The organism is Nonomuraea longicatena (assembly GCF_039525605.1).
Classification (GTDB): Bacteria; Actinomycetota; Actinomycetes; order Streptosporangiales; family Streptosporangiaceae; genus Nonomuraea; species Nonomuraea longicatena.
This window is the reverse complement of record NZ_BAAAHQ010000001.1, coordinates 58,705-76,398: the sequence shown is the minus strand read 5'-3', so window position 1 is coordinate 76,398 and position 17,694 is coordinate 58,705. Positions and strand designations below refer to the sequence as shown.

13 protein-coding genes are annotated in these 17,694 nt (G+C 70.8%); 5 read left to right on the top strand and 8 right to left on the bottom strand.

Going from position 1 to position 17,694, the window contains the following annotated elements; translation table 11 throughout:
- Positions 1 to 141: 141 nt before the first annotated feature.
- A complete protein-coding gene (locus tag ABD120_RS00390) occupies positions 142 to 1,347 on the bottom strand; it encodes a DUF4429 domain-containing protein (RefSeq protein WP_343947575.1) in 1,206 nt (401 codons plus the stop codon).
- Between the two features lie 33 nt (positions 1,348 to 1,380).
- Here ABD120_RS00390 and ABD120_RS00385 point away from each other — a divergent pair, with 33 nt between their 5' ends.
- The gene (locus ABD120_RS00385; protein ID WP_486348443.1) at positions 1,381 to 4,515 is read left to right on the top strand and encodes a S41 family peptidase; all 3,135 of its coding nucleotides are present in this window, start codon (positions 1,381 to 1,383) and stop codon (positions 4,513 to 4,515) included.
- Here the strand turns inward: ABD120_RS00385 and ABD120_RS00380 are convergent.
- The 4 genes from ABD120_RS00380 to ABD120_RS00365 form a co-directional block, all read right to left on the bottom strand.
- The gene (locus ABD120_RS00380) at positions 4,512 to 5,753 is read right to left on the bottom strand and encodes a cytochrome P450 (protein WP_343947573.1); all 1,242 of its coding nucleotides are present in this window, start codon (positions 5,751 to 5,753) and stop codon (positions 4,512 to 4,514) included. The two genes, ABD120_RS00385 and ABD120_RS00380, sit on opposite strands and share 4 nt — an antisense overlap.
- A 204-nt stretch (positions 5,754 to 5,957) precedes the next feature.
- Positions 5,958 to 6,788: an alpha/beta fold hydrolase gene (locus ABD120_RS00375; RefSeq protein WP_343947571.1), complete on the bottom strand. Its 831-nt coding sequence runs from the start codon at positions 6,786 to 6,788 to the stop codon at positions 5,958 to 5,960.
- A gap of 66 nt (positions 6,789 to 6,854) precedes the next feature.
- Positions 6,855 to 8,099, bottom strand: a complete 1,245-nt coding sequence (locus ABD120_RS00370) for a cytochrome P450 (RefSeq protein WP_343947570.1) — start codon at positions 8,097 to 8,099, stop codon at positions 6,855 to 6,857.
- Positions 8,100 to 8,128: 29 nt separating this feature from the next.
- Positions 8,129 to 9,676, bottom strand: a complete 1,548-nt coding sequence (locus tag ABD120_RS00365; RefSeq protein ID WP_343947569.1) for a GMC family oxidoreductase — start codon at positions 9,674 to 9,676, stop codon at positions 8,129 to 8,131.
- Positions 9,677 to 9,830: 154 nt separating this feature from the next.
- Here ABD120_RS00365 and ABD120_RS00360 point away from each other — a divergent pair, with 154 nt between their 5' ends.
- On the top strand, positions 9,831 to 11,366 hold the full coding sequence (locus ABD120_RS00360) for a long-chain-fatty-acid--CoA ligase (RefSeq protein WP_343947568.1): 1,536 nt from the start codon (positions 9,831 to 9,833) through the stop codon (positions 11,364 to 11,366).
- Between the two features lie 79 nt (positions 11,367 to 11,445).
- On the opposite strand, the gene ABD120_RS00355 is transcribed toward ABD120_RS00360, so the two are convergent.
- Positions 11,446 to 13,077: a DUF885 domain-containing protein gene (locus ABD120_RS00355; protein ID WP_343947566.1), complete on the bottom strand. Its 1,632-nt coding sequence runs from the start codon at positions 13,075 to 13,077 to the stop codon at positions 11,446 to 11,448.
- Between the two features lie 78 nt (positions 13,078 to 13,155).
- On the opposite strand from ABD120_RS00355, the gene ABD120_RS00350 reads away from it, so the two are divergent.
- From ABD120_RS00350 to ABD120_RS00340, 3 genes are all read left to right on the top strand, one after another.
- Entirely contained in the window at positions 13,156 to 13,353 is a 198-nt protein-coding gene (locus ABD120_RS00350; protein WP_343947565.1) for a hypothetical protein, read from the top strand.
- Between the two features lie 40 nt (positions 13,354 to 13,393).
- Positions 13,394 to 14,209, top strand: a complete 816-nt coding sequence (locus ABD120_RS00345; RefSeq protein ID WP_343947564.1) for an alpha/beta fold hydrolase — start codon at positions 13,394 to 13,396, stop codon at positions 14,207 to 14,209.
- A 196-nt stretch (positions 14,210 to 14,405) separates the two neighbouring features.
- Positions 14,406 to 14,942: a GNAT family N-acetyltransferase gene (locus ABD120_RS00340; protein ID WP_343947562.1), complete on the top strand. Its 537-nt coding sequence runs from the start codon at positions 14,406 to 14,408 to the stop codon at positions 14,940 to 14,942.
- A 24-nt stretch (positions 14,943 to 14,966) separates the two neighbouring features.
- Here the strand turns inward: ABD120_RS00340 and ABD120_RS00335 are convergent, their stop codons facing one another.
- Together ABD120_RS00335 and ABD120_RS00330 are read right to left on the bottom strand one after the other, a co-directional pair.
- Positions 14,967 to 16,226 carry a class I SAM-dependent methyltransferase gene (locus tag ABD120_RS00335; RefSeq protein ID WP_343947561.1) on the bottom strand — a complete coding sequence of 420 codons (1,260 nt, stop codon included), beginning with the start codon at positions 16,224 to 16,226 and terminating at the stop codon, positions 14,967 to 14,969.
- A gap of 3 nt (positions 16,227 to 16,229) precedes the next feature.
- On the bottom strand, positions 16,230 to 17,579 hold the full coding sequence (locus ABD120_RS00330; protein ID WP_343948232.1) for an FAD-binding oxidoreductase: 1,350 nt from the start codon (positions 17,577 to 17,579) through the stop codon (positions 16,230 to 16,232).
- Positions 17,580 to 17,694: the final 115 nt, after the last annotated feature.

Here is a 17,694-nt window from a genome sequence, read left to right as displayed (position 1 = left end):
GGCGCCGCATTCCGCCGCACACCTTCCCACCGCGCGGCGCCGGAGAACCCCTCGGGTGGTCGAGCGGGCGAACACCTCGGCAGGATGTGAGCGCCTTCGGCAAGGTGTGAGCGCGCCCTCAGGAACCTCTGGTGGATCGGCTCACAGTTCGGCGAGGAGCTGTGTCTTCTTGGCCTGGAACTCGTCCTCGCTGATCAGGCCCTCGTCCCGCAGCGCGCCCAGGTGCCGGATCCGGTCGGCGATGGCGGCGGCGGGCGTGAGCGCCGCGCCGGAGGGGTTCGGCCCGCTGTGCCCCTGCGGGCCGTGCTCGGACGGGCCCTGACGGGGGCCGGGCGGACCCTGATGGGGGCCGGGTCGCTCTGGGCCGGGCCGCCCTGGGCGGGGGTCGGCGGGTGACGCGGCCGGTTCGACCGGCGGGCGACCGGCACCGGAGGCCGCGGGAGCGAAATCCCCGGATTCCGGGGAATGGCGGGTCTCGGCGGCGGACAGCGGTTCGCCGGGCCCGGAGAAGGCGAGCGCAGCGGGTTCTGGGGTGACGGGCACAGCGGGTTCTGGGGAATCGAGCACAGCGGAGTCTGGGGACGTGAGCGCAGCGGGCTCTGGGGCGGTGAGGACAACCGTCGGCCGGGCGGGCGGCTGGATGGTCGTCGGCCGGACCCTGCCGACCGCCGCGACGATCGCGGCCGCCACGGGCAGCGACTCGTGGGTGAGACCCGTTCCCATCCCGAAGGTGATCGAGGCCGGGTCCTGGTCGGGCGCCTCCGAGGTGACCACCCCGCGCAGTTTGAGGCGCATGTACCCGTCGAAGATGTCGGGCGAGCGCCACTCGACCCCCTCGATGGCCGAGACGGCGAACTCCTGGTCCCCCGCGTCGTACTTGCGGGTGCTCGCCCCCGACCAGTACCAGTGGAAGCGCACGACCTGCCCGTCGAAGGACGCCTGCCCGTCCCACCCCTTGAACGAGCGCGGCACCGACGGCCCGGCCACGACCGGCTGGTCGAGCGGCCCGGACACGGTGATGAGGGCGCGGACCTCGTCGCGGTAGTACTCGGCGAGGGTCTCGCGGTCGGCGGGCAGGACGAGCCGGTACGGGTCCTGGCTCTCACGCAACTGGCCGCCCGCGGCGATGATCAGCGGGTCGGCGCCGGGGCGCGGCGTCAGCCTGAGCACGACGGTGCCGCGCTTGCCCGGGGCGAGCACGGCCCCGTCCACAGCCGAGAACGGCACGAGCCGCTCGCCGAGTTCCTGGAGCAGCCTGGCGGTCTTCGAAGTCCGCTCGTAGCGCATGCGGATGCCTTCCGCCGCGAATTGCCAGGATCCTCCGATTCCGGAGAGTACATCGGCCATGAACGACAGCGTATCCGCCACTAATCTTCAAGCGTGGCATACGGCTCATACCTGAGATATCCGCATCTGCACGGTGATCTGGTCGCTTTCGTGGCCGACGACGATATCTGGCTCGCCCCCGTCGGCGGCGGCCGCGCGTCGCGCTTCACCGCCGACCAGACGCCTGTCTCCTCCCCCCGATTCTCCCCCGACGGCTCCCGCCTCGCCTGGACCGGCACCCGCGAGGGCACCCCCGAGGTGTTCACCGCCGAACTCGACGGCGCCGAGGCCGAACGCCTGACCCACTGGGGCAACGACACGACCGAGGTGTGCGGCTGGAGCGCCGACGGCCGGGTGCTCGCCGTCACAGCCGCCGGCGAAGGCAGCCGGAGCAGGACCTGGGCGCACGCCGTCCCCCTCGACGGCGGGCCCGCCGAGCGGCTGCCGTACGGCTGGGTGAGCGAGGTCGCCGTCGCCGGGCGGCGGGTGGCGGGCGTCTCGCCGGTGTGGCTGGAGGCGTCGCAGTGGAAGCGGTACCGTGGCGGCGCCGCCGCCAAGATCTGGGTGGACGACGACGGCGACGGCGAGTTCACCCGGCTGTTCGCCGACAGCGCCGCGCAGCACTGGTCGGTCATGTGGCTCGGCGACCGGCTGGCCTTCCTGTCCGACCGCGACGGCACGGGCAACCTCCACTCGTCGCTGGCCGACGGTTCCGACCTGCGCCGGCACACCTCCCACACGGACTTCTACGCCAGGCACGCCACCGGCGACGGCACCCGGGTCGTCTACAGCCACGGAGGTGAGCTGTGGCTGATGGACGGGCCGGCGGCCGAGCCGTACCGGCTGGACATCACGCTGGGCGGGCCGAGGCCGGCGCGCGCGAGGCGGCCGGCTCCCAGCCGCGTCGAGAGCTTCCACCCCGACGCGGCCGGGCGGGCGAGCGCGGTCGAGATCCGGGGCACCGCGCACTGGGTGACCCACCGCGACGGCCCGGCGGGCGTGCTGCGGGCCGAGCCCGGCATCCGCGCGCGGCTGCCCCGGCCACTGGACGCCGAGGGCCGGGCGATCTGGGTCTCGGACGCCACCGGCGAGGACGGCCTGGAGGTCGGCGTCCCCGGCGGCGAGATCCGCACGCTGGCCGCAGGGGAACTGGGCCGGGTCCTCGACCTGGCCGCCGCCCCCGACGGCAGGCACGCGGCGGTCGCGACGCACGACGGCCGCCTGCTCGTCGTGGACCTCGAATCGGGCTCGCTGCGGGAACTCGACCGGACCGCCCAGGGCGACATCCGGGATCCGGCGTTCTCGCCGGACTCGGCCTGGCTCGCCTGGGTGCACCCGCACCCCGACCCGGTCACGCAGATCAAGGCGGGCCGGGTCGACGGCACGTCCACGATCGAGGTGACGCAACCTCGTTTCGAGGACTTCTGCCCGGTCTTCACCAGGGACGGAAGGTATCTGGCCTTCCTGTCGAACCGGACGTTCGACCCCGTCTACGACACCCAGGTCTTCGACCTGTCGTTCCCCAACAGCTGCCGCCCCTACCTGGTACCGCTGGCGGCGAGCACGCCGAGCCCGTTCGCCCCGAGCCTGCGGGGGCGCGGCTGGGGCGGCGAGGACACGAAGGAGGAGAACTCCTCGGACGACCCGCCGCGCACCGAGATCGACGCCGAGGGGCTGTCCGACCGGATCGTGCCGGTGCCGGTGCCGTCGGCGCGCTACGGGAACCTGCGCAGCGCGAAGGACGCCCTGCTGTGGACGCGGTATCCGCTGTCCGGCCTGCTCGGAGACGGCAACGGGCCGGGCACCGAGACGGTGCTGGAGCGCTACGACCTGAAGAAGCGCGCGAAGGCGGAGCTGGGCAAGGACCACCGCGTCTTCGAGGTCGGCGCCGACGGCTCCCGCCTGGTCCTGTACGGCAAGAACGGCCTGCAGACCCGCGGGGCGGGCGAGGGCGACGAGTTGGTCTCGATCGACCTCGACCGCGTCCGGGTGAGCGTCGATCCGCTCGCCGAGTGGCGTCAGGGCTACCACGAGGCCGGGCGGCTCATGCGCGACCACTACTGGCGGGCCGACATGAACGGCGTCGACTGGCCAGGCGTACTCGACCGGTACGCTCCGCTGGTCGAGCGCATCGGCGCGCACTCCGAGCTGATCGACCTGCTGTGGGAGGTGCAGGGCGAGCTCGGCACCTCCCACGCCTACGCCGTCGGCGGGTCCGACGGCCACGATCCGCGCCGCCGCCAGGGACTGCTGGGCGCCGACCTGGAAAGGGACGCCGACGGGGTGTGGCGGATCGCACGCGTCCTGCCCGGGGAGTCCTCCGACCACGACGCGCGCTCGCCGCTGCTCGCGCCGGGCGTCGCCGTACGGGCGGGTGACGCGATCGTGGCGATCGGCGGCCGGCCGGTCGACCCGGTGCGCGGCCCGCTCGCCTCCCTGGCCGGTACGGCGAGGCACCCGACCGAGCTGACGATCCGCCCCGCGTCGGGCGGCGAGACCCGCCGGGTGGTCGTGACCCCGATCGCCGACGAGACCCGGCTGCGCTACCACGACTGGGTGGAGGGCCGCCGCGCCTTCGTCCGCGAGGCGTCCGGCGGGCGGCTCGGCTACCTGCACGTGCCGGACATGGTGGCCTCCGGCTGGGCGCAGTTCCACCGCGACCTGCGGACGGAGATGGCCTTCGAGGGCCTGGTGGTGGACGTGCGCGAGAACGGCGGCGGGCACACCTCCGAGCTGGTGCTGGAGAAGCTGACGCGCCGGGTGATCGGCTGGACGCACAGCAGGGGGTTCGAGCCGAGACGCTATCCGTACGACTCACCGCGCGGCCCGATCGTGGCGGTCGCCGACGAGTACTCGGCCTCGGACGGCGACATCATCAGCGCGGGCATCAAGGCCAGGGGCGTGGGCCCGCTGGTGGGCACGAGGACGTGGGGCGGGGTGATCGGCATCGACTTCCGCTTCGAACTGGCCGACGGCACGGTGGTCACACAGCCGCGTTACTCGTTCTGGCTGGAGGGGCCGGGCTGGGGGGTGGAGAATCACGGCGTGGACCCGGACGTCGAGGTGGTGATCACCCCGCAGGACCGGGTGGCGGGCCGGGATCCTCAGCTCGCCGAGGCGGTCGGGCTGGCACTGGCCGCCCTCGCGGAGAGTCCGGCGGCGACGGCGCCCGGGTTGCCGCCGGTCTAGAAGGCGCACTCCATGTGCTTGATGCCGTTGATGAAGGCGGAGTGGAGCCGGTCCGGCTGACCGGCCTGGATGTCGGGGACCCGGCGGAGCAGTTCGCCGAGCATCACGGTGATCTCGCGGCGGGCCAGGTGCGCGCCCATGCAGAAGTGCGGCCCCGGCCCGCCGTATCCGACGTGCGGGTTGGGGCTGCGGGCGATGTCGAAGCGGTACGGGTCGGGGAAGACCTCGGGGTCGCGGTTGGCGGCCAGGTAGAAGAGCACGACCTTGTCGCCTTCGCGGTAGCGCGTGCCGTTCATCTCGTGGTCGCGGGTGAGCTTGCGGCGCATGAAGTTGACCGGTGAGCCGAGCCGGACGATCTCCTCGACCGCGCCGGGCAGGCGTCCGTCGAGGTCTTCGGTCAGCAGTGCGCGCTGGTCGGGGTGGACGGTGAGCAGGCGCAGGCCGTGGGAGATGGCGTTGCGGGTGGTCTCGTTGCCCGCGACGACCAGCAGGATGAAGAACGAGGACAGTTCGTCCGAGGTGAGCTGCTCGCCGTCGATGTTGGCGGTGACGAGGGCGGAGACGAGGTCGTTCGCGGGGGCGCTGCGGCGGTGGGCGGCGAGGTCCTGGACGAGGTGCTGGAGTTCGCCTGCGGAGCGGAGGATGCGGTCGATGGGCTTGTCGGCCTCCTCGCCGACGTACTCGGTGTCGAAGCCGCCGAGGATGACGTTGGAGTGCTCGAAGACGAAGCCGTAGTGCTCCTCCGCGATGCCCATCATGTCGCAGATGATCTTCAGCGGCAGGCGGGCGGCGACCTCGGTGACGAAGTCGCAGCCGGAGCCCTTGGCGAGCAGGTCGTCCACGATGGCGGCGGCGGCGGTCTGGACGTCCGCCTCGAACTGTTTGATCATCTTGGGGGTGAAGGCTCGGGAGACGATCCGGCGCAGCCGGGCGTGCCTCGGGTCGTCCATGTTGATCATTGAGCCGAAGTACTCGGCGAACTCCGGCGGGGTGTCCACGATGCTGGTGGCGCCGCCTCTGCCGGATGCGAAGATGTCGGCGTTCCTGCTGGCCTCAAGGATGTCGGCGTGCTTGACGAGGGCGTAGTAGCCCGGACCCTTGGGTGCGTAACCGACGTCCGGCTCGTCGAAGAAGGCCGGGTGTTCGAGCGCCCGCAGCCGGTCGTATGCGGTCTCCCGCTCTTCCGGCGGCCTGGCCCAGAACTGCGGATCCGACAGATCGAAATCGATGGCGGTCATGCGGATCATGATTCCACGGTGACCTCGGGTACGTACACCGTACGTACGGAGTGGTCACCCCGTGACTCCCCACAACAGGGCCGTCCGAAGCGCCGGCCGAGGGCGCGCAACCTCGACCGGCTCGACCCGGGCGAGCCGCTGGATGGGTCACCGGGACGCCGCGCCCCTGGCGTCCCGGGCCGTCGCTGGTGAACGCCCTGGTGCTCACTCCAGCCAGTCGAGTACCAGGGCGTTGACCTCCTCCGGGCGTTCGAGGTGGAGGAAATGGCCCGCGTCGGCGACGGTCACCATCCTGGAGCCCTCGGGCAGCTTCACGTCCTGGACCAGCGCCGAGGCGAGGCAGCCGTCCTTTTCGCCGTGCAGGTACAGCACCGGACCGACGGGGCCCTCGAAGACCGCGGCCTGCTCCGCGACGTAGCGGCCGGTGGGCTCGGCGGTGCCGAACATCGCCCGGTAGTAGCCGATCGCGGCGGCCCGGTTGGCTGGGCCGGCGAGACTGGCGGCGACGAAGGCGAGGTCGTCCTCGGCGTCGTAGCCGGGCGACCAGTCGCGCCACAGGCCCGCGATGAACTCCGGCTGGGCCACGGCGGCGGCGCCCAGGCCGGTCTGGAACAGGAAGGCGTAGAAGGAGCGCTTGAGTTGCTCGTAGTCGAGTCGGCCGAGCACCCCGGCGTTCGGCGGCGGCACCGCCAGCGCCACCGAGCGGCGGAAGCGGCCGGTGGTGGCGTACACGGGGACGGTGCCCCAGTCGTGGCCGATGACGACCGCCTGCTCGTCGCCGCCGAGCGCCTCGTGCAGCGCGGCGGCGTCGGCGACGAGCGCGCCGGGCTCCACCACGTCGGTGGCCTCGGTGGGAGCGTACCCGCGCATGAACGGCGCGACGGCGCGGTAGCCGCGCGCGGCCAGCGCGGGCATGAGGTGGCGCCAGGTGTGGGCGGTGTCAGGGAAGCCGTGCAGGCACATCGCAAGCGGGCCGTCGCCCACTGCGAGGTATGCGAACTCCAGCCCGTTGGCGTGGACAGTCCTGATCTCCATGCGCGGAAACCTAACGCTCCGGGCCGCGCCCGCACCACTGCCCCAGTGGGTGTATCGGAGGTGCCGCTAGTAGGTGTATCGGAGGTGTTTCACCCCGTTGATGAAGTTGGACAGCAGGAAGTCGGGTTCGCCCACTGACCTGACGCCGGGCAGGCGGGTGAACAGTTCGCGGAACATCACGCTCATCTCGCGCCGGGCCAGGTGGGCGCCGAGGCAGTAGTGCGGGCCGGGTCCGCCGAAGCCGACGTGCGGGTTGGGGTCGCGGCCGATGTCGAAGACGTCGGGGTCGGCGAAGACGGCCTCGTCGCGGTTGGCGGAGTTGTAGAAGAGCAGGACCTTGTCGCCCTTGCGGTACGGGACGCCGTTCATCTCGTGGTCGCGGGTGAGGGTGCGGCGGAACTGGATGACCGGCGTGGCGTAGCGGACGATCTCGTCGCAGGCGGTGGCGACGCGGCCGTCGAAGTCGGCCATCAGGTGCTCGCGCTGCTCGGGGTGGTCGGTGAAGAGCTTGAGCCCGTAGGCGATGGCGTTGCGGGTGGTCTCGCTGCCCGCGACGACGAGCAGGATGAAGAAGGAGCCGAGTTCCTGTGGGGTGAGCCGTTCGTCGCCGTTGACGAGCAGGCTGACCAGGTCGCCGGTGGGCTCCTTGCGGCGCCGGTCGCCGAGCCGGGCGGCCAGGCGGTTGAGCGAGTGGCCCGCGCGGAGCAGCCTGACCAGGCCCTGGGCGACGTTGAGGCGTTTGAGGTCGGGCTGGATGCCGGTGTACTCGGCGTCGGTGTTGCCGAGGATCACGTTGGTCCGCCGCAACACCATGTCATGAAATTTCGGTGGAATCCCCATCATGTCGCAGATGACGCGAACCGGGAGTCTCGCGGCGATCTGCTGGACGAAGTCGCCCGGACCCTCGGCGATCGACTGAGAGACGATCTCCTCGGCGGCCGTGGCGAGATCCGCCTCCATCTTCGACAGGATGCGCGGGGTGAAGGCCCGCGAGACGATACGGCGCAGCCTGGCGTGCCTGGGATCGTCCATGTTGATCATGGAGCCGAAGTACACGGCCAGCCAGCGGGGCATGTCGGGGATGCTGTTGGAGCAGGGCTCGCTGCTGAAGACGGCCGCGTTCCTGCTGGCCTCCGTGACGTCCGCGTGCCGTACGAGGGCGTAGTAGCCCGGCCCTCCCCCGACGAACGGCACATGCTGCTCCCGCACGAACAGCGGCCGGTCGCGCCCGCGCAGGTGGCGGAAGGCGTCCATACGCCGCTCCTGAGGCAGGCCCCAGAAGGGGATCTGCGACAGGTCGAAGTCCGTCATGTCACCTCAATCGTTGTGGAAGCCATCGCCTAGGTCAGGAGGAGGTCGGCGCCCTTCTCCCCGATCATGACGGCGGGCGCGTGCGTGTGGCCACGGTTGAGCGTCGGCATGATCGAGGCGTCCACGACCCGCAGCCCCTCCACCCCCCGCACCCGCAGCTCCGGATCGACGACGGAGGCCGCGTCCGTGCCCATGCGGCAGGTGCCGACCGGGTGGTAGAGGGTCTCGGCGCGCTCGCGCACCCACCGGGCCAGTTCCTCGTCGGTCTCCGGCCCCCAGTACGGCGCCATCGGCGGGCCCGCGTACGGCCGCATCGCGGCGGTGCCGAAGACCTGCTTGGCCGTCTTCAGCCCCGCGACCATCCGCCTGACGTCCACCTCGCGGGTCAGGTAGCCGGGGTCGATCGCCACCTCCCGCCCGGACGGCCCGGACAGCCCCACCCGGCCCCTGCTCTCCGGCTGCAGCAGGACGACGCCGAGCGTGAGACCGTGCTCGGCCGGGGCCGCCAGCCCGTGGTCGATGAACGGCCCCGGCGCGAAGACCAGCTCGATGTCCGGCTCCGGCTCCTCCTGCGAGGTCTTGACGAAGGCGACCGCCTCGCCGACGTTCGTGGTCAGCATGCCGGAGCGCAGCACCAGGTAGCGGGCCAGTTGCACCAGCGACTCGGCCTTGAGCAGCGTCACCGGCTGCAGGCTCCGCACGTACATCCCCGACGACAGATGGTCCTGGAGGTTGCGGCCGACCTCGGGCAGGTCGTGCACGACCTCGACGCCCGCGTCGCGCAGCTCGCCGGCCGCGCCCACGCCGGAGCGCATCAGCAGGTGCGGGGAGCCGATCGTGCCCGCCGCCAGGATGACCTCCCGCCGGGCCGTCACCCGTGCGCCGCCCCGGCGTTCGACGCCCGTGGCCCGCCTGCCGTCGAAGACCACCCGCTCCACGGTCGTGTCGGTGAGCACGGTGAGGTTGGGCCGCTCCAGCGCGGGCCGCAGGTAGGCGTCGGCCGAGCTCCACCGGCGGCCCCTGTCCTGCGTGACCGGGGTCGGGCAGAAGCCCTCGTTGGAGGGGCCGTTGAGCTCGGCCAGGCGGCGCAGGCCGAGTTCCGCGCAGGCCCGCAGGAAGGCCGTCGTGGTCACGTTGGGGCTGCGCAGCTCGGAGATGTACAGGGGGCCCGTGGTGCCGTACACGCCGCCGGCGTTGCTGCCGACGCGGCGCTCGGCCTTGTGGAAGTACGGCAGGACCTCGTCGTACGACCAGCCGGGTACCCCCCACTGGTCGTAGTCGAGGCGGCAGCCGCGCACCCACATCTGGGCGTTGATCGAGGAGGAGCCGCCGAGGACCCGCCCACGCGGCCAGTAGAGCTCGCGCCCGATCAGCTCGACCTGCTTGACGGTGGTGTAGTTCCAGTCGTAGTCGGTCTTGAACAGCGTCCTGAATCCCGCGGGCATCCGGATTTCGAGCTTGTCGTCGTTGCCGCCCGCCTCCAGGAGGGCGACCGACACACCGGGATCGGCGGAGAGTCTGTTGGCCAGCACGCAGCCGGCCGATCCGGCGCCGACGATCACGTAGTCGTACTCCATGGGGCCCTCCCCGACGGTAAGCAACCTGGTACTTGCTTACTCCAGCGCGTAGTACCCGTCCATACGCACTTGTGACCTCAGCTACCTACCGGCCGGTATGAACGTACTGCTTAGATAGCGAAAAGGTCCGATATGAGGAAGGACGTCGCTTTCCATGCTCAACCTGTCGATCCTGCTAGAGGACAGCGCCCGCAACAGGCCCGACGACACGGCCATCGTCTTCGGCGACATGCGCCTGCCCTACTCCATGGTCGACACGGTCGCCAACCAGGTGGCCAACCTCCTCGTCTCACGCGGCATCCGCAAGGGCGACAAGGTCGCGCTGGCGTGCCCGAACGTGCCGTACTTCCCGTTCGTGTACTTCGGCATCCTCAAGGCCGGGGCCACCGTGGTCCCGCTCAACGTGCTGCTGAAGTCCCGCGAGATCGCCTACCACCTGGACGACAGCGACGCCAAGGCGCTCATCTGCTTCGAGGGCACCCCGGAACTCCCGCTCGGCGAGCGCGGCAAGGAGGGGTTCGAGGCCGCACAGGGCTGCGAGCACTTCATCGTGCTGCCCGCCACGGCCCTCGCCGTCGAGTCCGAGTACGGCGAGTCCATCTGGGCGGCCCTCGACGGCATGTCCGGCCAGTTCGAGACCGTGCAGACCGCGCCGGACGACACCGCCGTCATCCTCTACACCTCCGGCACCACCGGCCAGCCCAAGGGCGCCGAACTCAGCCACCAGAACATGCTGGTCAACGCCCTGACCTGCGACAAGATGTTCCCCCGCACCGAGGGCGGCGACGTCTACCTCGCGGTGCTGCCGCTGTTCCACTCCTTCGGCCAGACCGTCGTGCAGAACACCGGGTTCCTGCGCGGCTCGCCCGTCGTGCTGATGCCGCGCTTCGAGCCGGGCGAGGCGCTGGAGATCATGGCCAAGGAGGGCGTGACCTTCCTCGCCGCCGTGCCGACGATGTACTGGGGGCTGCTCACGAAGATCCACGCGGAGGGGGTCACCGCGCCCACGTCGCTGCGGATCGCCGTCTCCGGCGGGTCCGGCGCGCCGATCGAGACGCTGAACGACTTCGAGAAGACCTTCGGCTTCGGGATCCTCGAAGGGTACGGCCTGTCCGAGACGTCCCCCGTGGCGAGCTTCAACCAGATCGGCAGGGTCACCAAGCCCGGCACGATCGGCACCCCGATCTGGGGGGTGGAGATGAAGCTCATCGACACCGACTGGAACACCGTCGAGGGCGAGGGCCCCGGCGAGATCGCGATCCGCGGCCACAACATCATGAAGGGCTACTACAACCGCCCCGAGGCCACCGCCGAGGTCGTCAAGGACGGGTGGTTCCGCTCCGGCGACATCGGCACCCGCGACGCGGACGGCTACTACTCGATCTTCGACCGGGCCAAGGACATGATCATCCGGGGTGGCTTCAACGTCTACCCGCGCGAGGTCGAAGAGGTCCTGATGAGCCACCCGGCGGTCTCGCTGGTCGCGGTCGTCGGCATCGCCCACGACTCGCACGGCGAGGAGGTCAAGGCGTACGTCATCCCCGCCAAGGACGCCTCCGTCACCGAGGACGAGCTGATCGCCTGGGCCAAGGAGAACATGGCCGCCTACAAGTACCCCCGGGTGGTGGAGTTCCGCGAGAGCCTGCCGATGACGATCTCCGGCAAGATCCTCAAGCGCGAGCTCAGGTAACCGGGCCCGTACGGCTCGCGCCCTCCCCCCTGGGGCGCGAGCCGTACTGTTTCCACTTACGAAATCACAGCGCTGTTTCTCATAGGGCGGCGAGCTGGCTGCGCAGGGTGCCGAGGCCGACCGGGCCCAGTTCCAGCGCCGCCGTGTGCCAGCGCTTCAGGTCGAAGCCCGGCCGGGCCCGCGCCTCGTCCCTCGCCTGCAGCCAGGCGCGCTCGCCGAGCTTGTAGCTGATCGCCTGCGCGGGCCAGCCGAAGTAGCGCAGGATCTCCGGCCGTACCGTGTGCGCGTCGGCCCGGCCGCGCTCGCGCAGCACCTCGCACGCCTTCTCGAAGGTCCACGCGGAACCGTCGGGCAGCGGCAGCTCCAGGTGGACGCCGATGTCGATGACCACGCGGGCGGCCCGCAGCGCCGAGCCCGTCAGCATGCCGAGGCGCGAGCCGCGCGGCTCGAACCAGCCCAGTTCGTCCGCGAGCCGCTCGGCGTACAGGGCCCAGCCCTCGCCGTGCCCGCTCACCCAGGACGTCCTGCCGTGGCGCGAGAGCCGCTCGCCCGCCGCCGCCACCGCGCCGAGCTGCAGATGGTGGCCGGGCACGCCCTCGTGGAAGACCGTCGTGAGATCGCTCCACGTGGCGAAGCGCTCGCGGCCGCCGAGCGGCCACCAGGTGCGGCCCTTGCGGCTCAGGTCCTCGCTGGGCTGCGTGTAGTAGGGGGCGCCGGACGTGGAGCCGGGCAGGAGCACCACGTCCACCGTGCGCAGTGCCTCCGGGATGTCGAATCGCGTGCCCTGCACCGCGTCGATCGCCCGCTGGTGCTGCTCCTCCAGCCAGGCGAGGTAGGCGTCGGGGCCGCTCACGTACTCGCTGTCGTCGAGGTGGGCGATCACCTCCGACACGCTCGCGCCCGGCAGGATGCGGGCGGCCTCCGCCGCCATCTCGGCCTCGACGCGCTCCAGCTCGGCCCAGCCCCAGGCGTACGCCTCACGGGGATCCACGTCGTCGCCGAGCGAGTTCCTGATCGCGACCGCGTACCTCTCCGGGCCGACCGCGTCCCGCTCGGCCGCCCTGGGGGCGTAGGTGCCACGTAGGTAGGCGGCGGTCTCCGCGTAGGCCGCGTGGGCACGGGCCGCCGCGTCGGCGAGGTCCTTCGCGAGGGGGCCGTCGCCGTACTCCGCGATCAGGTCGGCGTGCGTCGGGGCGCTGCCCGCAGCGTTCCCCGCGTACCGGTCGGCCTGCTCGGCCGCGCCCTCCGCCTGCCTGCGGGCGGCGGGCAGACCGCGCTCCAGGCCGGTCTGGAGGGTCGTACGCCAGCCGGCCAGCATCCCGGGGATCGCGCGCAGGTGGGCGGCGACCCGGTGCCACTGCTCGTCGTCGCCGCGCGGCAGCAGGTCGACGTGGTCCCTGACGCCCGAGACCAGGCCGAAGGGGGTGCTCAGCTCGCGGTAGTGCTCGCCGAGGTCGTGGGCGGCGGCCTCGGCTTCCAGGCGTTCCCGCAGGTGGGCGGCGGCGCGGGCGTCCTCGGGGCCGGTGGGCTCCAGGGCGGACAGCTCGGCCAGGGTCTGGGTGACCAGGTCGCGACGGGCGTCGTGGCCGTCGGGACTGTAGTCGGTCGCCTGCCCGAAGTCGCCGGACAGGCCCATGTAGACGGCGTCGACGGGATTGAGCTCGGCGGCCCTGACCACGTACTGATCACAGAGTCGGAAGATTGGGGTCACCGAGGCACAATACCCCCTCTTTCTCTGCCGTCTCAGGGGCCGCGTTCAACAGTTCGGCGGCGAATCCCGTCCTGGTAGGTGACGGCGGCGACAGTCGGGCGGGACGCGGCGTTCGGGGAGTTCACGGACCCCCTGCTCAGATACGGCGCCTGGCGCGGCCGCAGGCGGGAGCGGCCGGCCCGGGACCCGCCCGAGACCTCCGACGAGGACCGCCGCCCGGTCAGCCACGAGGTCGGTGACGAGTACGTGGTCGTGGACCTGTCGCGGATCCGATAACCGATGGCGGCCCCCTGCCGTCCTGAGGACAATGCCGGGAATGATGAGATTCAGCGCCCCGGACGGCACGGAACTCGCCTACTACCCGCCCTCAGGCGGCGGGGAACCCGTGGTGTGCCTGCCCGGCGGGCCCATGCAGGCGTCCGGGTATCTGGGCGACCTCGCGGGACTGCCCGGGATGCTGCGGCTCGACCTGCGGGGGACCGGCGGCTCGGCCGTACCGGAGGATCCGGCCTCCTACGGCTGCGCGCGGCAGGTGGCCGACGTCGAGGCGCTCAGGCTCCACCTCGGGCTCGCGGACCTGACCCTCCTCGGCCACTCGGCGGGGGCCAACCTCGCCGTCATGTACGCGGCCAGGCACCCCGGCCGGGTGCGGCGGCTCGTCCTGGTCGCGCCGAGCCTGTTCGCGCTCGGCGTGCCCGTCACGGCCGAGATGCGGCTGGCCACCGGACGCAAGCGGGCCGAGGAACCCTGGTACGGCCCCGCCATGGCGGCGCTGGAGGCGGCCACGTCGGGCCGGGGCACCCCGGCGGACTTCGAGGCGCTCGCCCCCTTCGCCCACCGGTACTGGGACGAGGCCGCCCGCGCCTGGGAGGCGGCCTGGGGGCGCAACGAGGAGGCGGCCCGGTTGTTCGGGAACGGCTTCGAGCCGGAGCGCACCCGGGAGCAGGTGGCGAAGCTGGCGGCCCCGGTGCTCGTGGTGGCCGGGGGTCTGGACCTGAACTCGCCCGTGCAGGCGGTCACCGAACTGACCGGCCTGTTCCCGCACGCCGAGCTGAAGGTGCTGGCCGAGGCCGCCCACTTCCCCTGGCGCGACGACCCGGAGGGATTCGCCGCCGCTCTGGGACGAAGGTGATCGACGACACAGGAATCCCGGCGAATCGGGCCCTGCGACGTCTTCGCCGGCGCCGCGCCGCAGGGCCCCTACGACCTGGATCTTCACCGGGGGCGCCGAGGTCGAGATCCGGCCGATGCGGGAGCAGCCGCAGGACGGTCCCCTGTTCGGCGTTCCCTTCCTGCTGACCGCGCTGTTTCGGGCGTAGCATCGGGCGATGGCCTATCTCGCCCAGAACCTCCGCACGGCGATCCGCCACCTGTCGCGGCACGACCACGGCGAACTCGCCGCCCTCGACCACAAGCACCGCGACCTGCACGCCCGCTGGATGCCCGGCCCGCCGATCACCACCCGCGAGTCGTTCGAGGAGTACCTGTCCAGATTCGACCGGCCGGAGAACGAAGGTTTCCTGGTGTGCGCCGTCGACGGGGGCGCGATCGTCGGCCGGATCAACGTCAACAACATCGTCAGGGGCTCGCACCAGTCGGCGATGGTCGGCTACGCGTCCTACTCCCCCGGCCAGGGACACCTGAGCGCGGGGTTGCGGCTGCTGGTGGCCCACGCCTTCGGCACGATGGGGCTGCACCGGCTGGAGGCCAACATCCAGCCGCACAACCTGGCCTCGCTCCGCCTGGCCCGCAGCGCGGGGTTCGCGAAGGAGGGCCTGTCGCCGCGATTCCAGTGGATCGACGGCGCCTGGCGCGACCACGAGCGCTGGGCCGTCACCTCGGAGACCGCTCTCCCAGGACGGTGACCCGTCCGGGGAGAGCGGCGCGGCTCACGGCCAGTCGAGGGAGGGCCGCAGGGGCACACCGGCGTGGCCGTCACGGTCCAATTTGACGCCGAGCACCTGGTGCAGTTGCACCTTGTTGCGCTCGAAGCCGACGATGCAGCCCGCCATGTACAGGGCCCACACGCGGGCCGTGCCCATGCCGACCTCCTGGACGGCGTCCTCCCAGTTGGCGTCGAGGTTGTCGCACCAGGCGCGCAGCGTTTTGGCGTAGTGCTCGCGCAGGTTCTCCTCGTGGCGGATCTCGAAGCCGAGGTCCTCCATCTGCCTGACCAGCCAGCCGACCGACTCGAGTTCGCCGTCGGGGAAGACGTAGCGGTTGATGAAACCGCCCTTGTTGAAGGTCTTCTCCTTGCCGGTCGGGCGGGTGATGCAGTGGTTGAGGATGCGCCCGCCCGGCCGCAGCTTGCCGTACAGGAAGGAGAAGTACGACGGGACGTTCGCGGCGCCGATGTGCTCGGTGAGCCCGATGGAGCTGACCGCGTCGAAGCCCGACTCCTGCACGTCGCGGTAGTCCATGAAGCGGACCTCCGCGAGATCCTCCAGCCCGGCCGCCTTGATGGCGGCCTGCGCCCACTCGGCCTGCTGCCTGGACAGCGTCACGCCGAGGGCCTTCACGCCGTACTCGCGGGCGGCGTGCATGACCATGCCGCCCCAGCCGCAGCCCACGTCGAGCAGCCGCATGCCCGGCTTGAGGCCGAGCTTGCGGGCCACCAGGTCGAACTTGGCGAACTGCGCCGTCTCCAGCGAGGAGTCCGCGTCCGGGTAGACGGCGCAGGTGTAGGCCATGGACGGGCCCAGCACCCAGGAGTAGAAGCGGTTGGAGACGTCGTAGTGGTGGTGGATCGCCTCCGCGTCGCGCTGCTTGGCGTGGCGGGAGCCGAGCCGTGCCAGCGCGCTCTGCCGTACCTCCTGGGGTGGCGGAGGCACGCGCATCATCAGCGGTTTCACGCCGAGGGCGCGCACGGCGCCGAACTTCTCGGCCGCCGAGAGGTCGTTGGTGGTGATGTTCCACATGCGGTCGAGCAGAGTGTACATGTCGCCGTGCACATCGATGTGGCCGGAGATGTACGCGCGTGCCAGACCCAGCTCACCGGGTGCCTGCGCCAGGTAGGCGACCGCGATGGGCGACTTGACCTCTATCGTGATGTCGGCCCCGTCGGGCCCGGCCTTGCTGCCGTCGTAGGCCTGGAAGGCGATGTTGGTTTCCGAGCCGACGATTTTCTCAAAGACTGATGCGAGCGCCATCACTCACCTTCCCCGCACACACTTGTCGTACAGGTCAAGCAGGCGTCCTTCCGGATCGTATTCCCGCTTGACCGGCCAGTAGGCATCGCCGTTGTACAGCTGCCAGAACCGCTCACGGGCGTAGAACGAGGTGGAGTAGAGCGACTTGTGCCCGTCGAGCTCGTGCACCGTGTTCTCGATCAGCCGGTTGTAGTAGCCGTCGAACTGTCCCCGGGGCAGTGGCACCAGGCCCCAGAACCCGAAGTTGACGTAGAGCCTGCCGGGCTCCAGCGGATACAGCGGCCACCGGCCGCCGGACTTCAGCGGGCACATCCAGACGGGCGTCATGCCCACCTTGTCCTGGAAGAAGCGCAGGAAGTCGGCGCCCCGTTCGATCGGGGTCTCGACGTCCTGGATCACCGCCTCCTGCACCGGCTGGTTGCGCCACCGATCGACGCGGGCGGTGAACCCGTACTTGCGGTCGAGCGCCACGAGCCTGCGGTAGAAGTCGGAGCGCATGTAGCGGCGCGGCATGAGCGAGCGCACCACCGGCTTCTGCACGCCGAAGGCGCGCGAGCACCAGAACCAGTCGGTGTCCCACCGCCACAAGTAGTCGCGGACGGTCAGCCAGTCGCGCTTGCGCTTCCGGATCGACTGGTAGTAGATCCGCATACCCGTGTAGTCGGAGACGTACGGGGCACGGTCGGCGAAACGCCCGATCGTCACGTACATCTCGTCGGGGCTGAAGTACACCCCGTCCACGAAGTCGACCTGCTCGCCCTCGTGCAGCATGCTCTCGCAGATCTCGGCCATGGCGGCCATGCACTTGTCGGCGTCCGTGTACCGCAGGTGCGTCAGCTGCACGTACGGCTGGACCGGCTTGAGCCTGATCTTGATGCGGAGCGCGTACCCGAGTGTGCCGTACGAGTTGGGAAAGGCCCGGAACAGGTCGCGATGCTCGTTGTCGTCGCGCGCGGTCACGATGCGCCCGTCGCCGGTGAGGATCTCGAGTTCCTCCACCGACTCGTGCGGCAGGCCGTCCCTGAAACTGGTCGACTCGATACCGAGACCGGTCACCGCTCCCCCGAGCGTGATGGTCTTCAGCTGGGGCACGACGTACGGCATGAGCCCGTGTGGCAGAGTGGCGTCCACCAGATGCTCGTACGTCGTCATGCCCTGGACCTCTGCGGTCATCGTGTCGGGATCGACGCTGATGACCTCGTCGAGGTCTCGTGCCGAGAGCTTGGCCGTCTTTCCCTGATCACGGAACCGGAACAGGTTCGAGGTGGCCTTGGCCAGTCGAGGCGCCGAGCCCCCTGGAATCTCGGCGTAAGACTGCCGGATCTGCTCTACGGCCCGCTGGTGTGTCGACATCGATGTCGGCACGGTTCACCCCCTGGAGCTATGTAGAGATCGTCCGTAAGACCGTATCTCTCAGGAAACCCATGGAACAGACCGGGGTCGTTAAAGACACGAAAACTGTTCATAG

What these genes read in the sequence shown, in the direction of transcription:
- ABD120_RS00390 (WP_343947575.1), bottom strand. Translation starts at nt 1,347, where the DNA reads ATGGCCGATGTACTCTCCGGAATCGGAGGATCCTGGCAATTCGCGGCG.
- ABD120_RS00380 (WP_343947573.1), bottom strand. Translation starts at nt 5,753, where the DNA reads ATGACCGCCATCGATTTCGATCTGTCGGATCCGCAGTTCTGGGCCAGG.
- ABD120_RS00375 (WP_343947571.1), bottom strand. Translation starts at nt 6,788, where the DNA reads ATGGAGATCAGGACTGTCCACGCCAACGGGCTGGAGTTCGCATACCTC.
- ABD120_RS00370 (WP_343947570.1), bottom strand. Translation starts at nt 8,099, where the DNA reads ATGACGGACTTCGACCTGTCGCAGATCCCCTTCTGGGGCCTGCCTCAG.
- ABD120_RS00365 (WP_343947569.1), bottom strand. Translation starts at nt 9,676, where the DNA reads ATGGAGTACGACTACGTGATCGTCGGCGCCGGATCGGCCGGCTGCGTG.
- ABD120_RS00360 (WP_343947568.1), top strand. Translation starts at nt 9,831, where the DNA reads ATGCTCAACCTGTCGATCCTGCTAGAGGACAGCGCCCGCAACAGGCCC.
- ABD120_RS00345 (WP_343947564.1), top strand. Translation starts at nt 13,394, where the DNA reads ATGATGAGATTCAGCGCCCCGGACGGCACGGAACTCGCCTACTACCCG.
- ABD120_RS00340 (WP_343947562.1), top strand. Translation starts at nt 14,406, where the DNA reads ATGGCCTATCTCGCCCAGAACCTCCGCACGGCGATCCGCCACCTGTCG.
- ABD120_RS00335 (WP_343947561.1), bottom strand. Translation starts at nt 16,226, where the DNA reads ATGGCGCTCGCATCAGTCTTTGAGAAAATCGTCGGCTCGGAAACCAAC.
- ABD120_RS00330 (WP_343948232.1), bottom strand. Translation starts at nt 17,579, where the DNA reads ATGTCGACACACCAGCGGGCCGTAGAGCAGATCCGGCAGTCTTACGCC.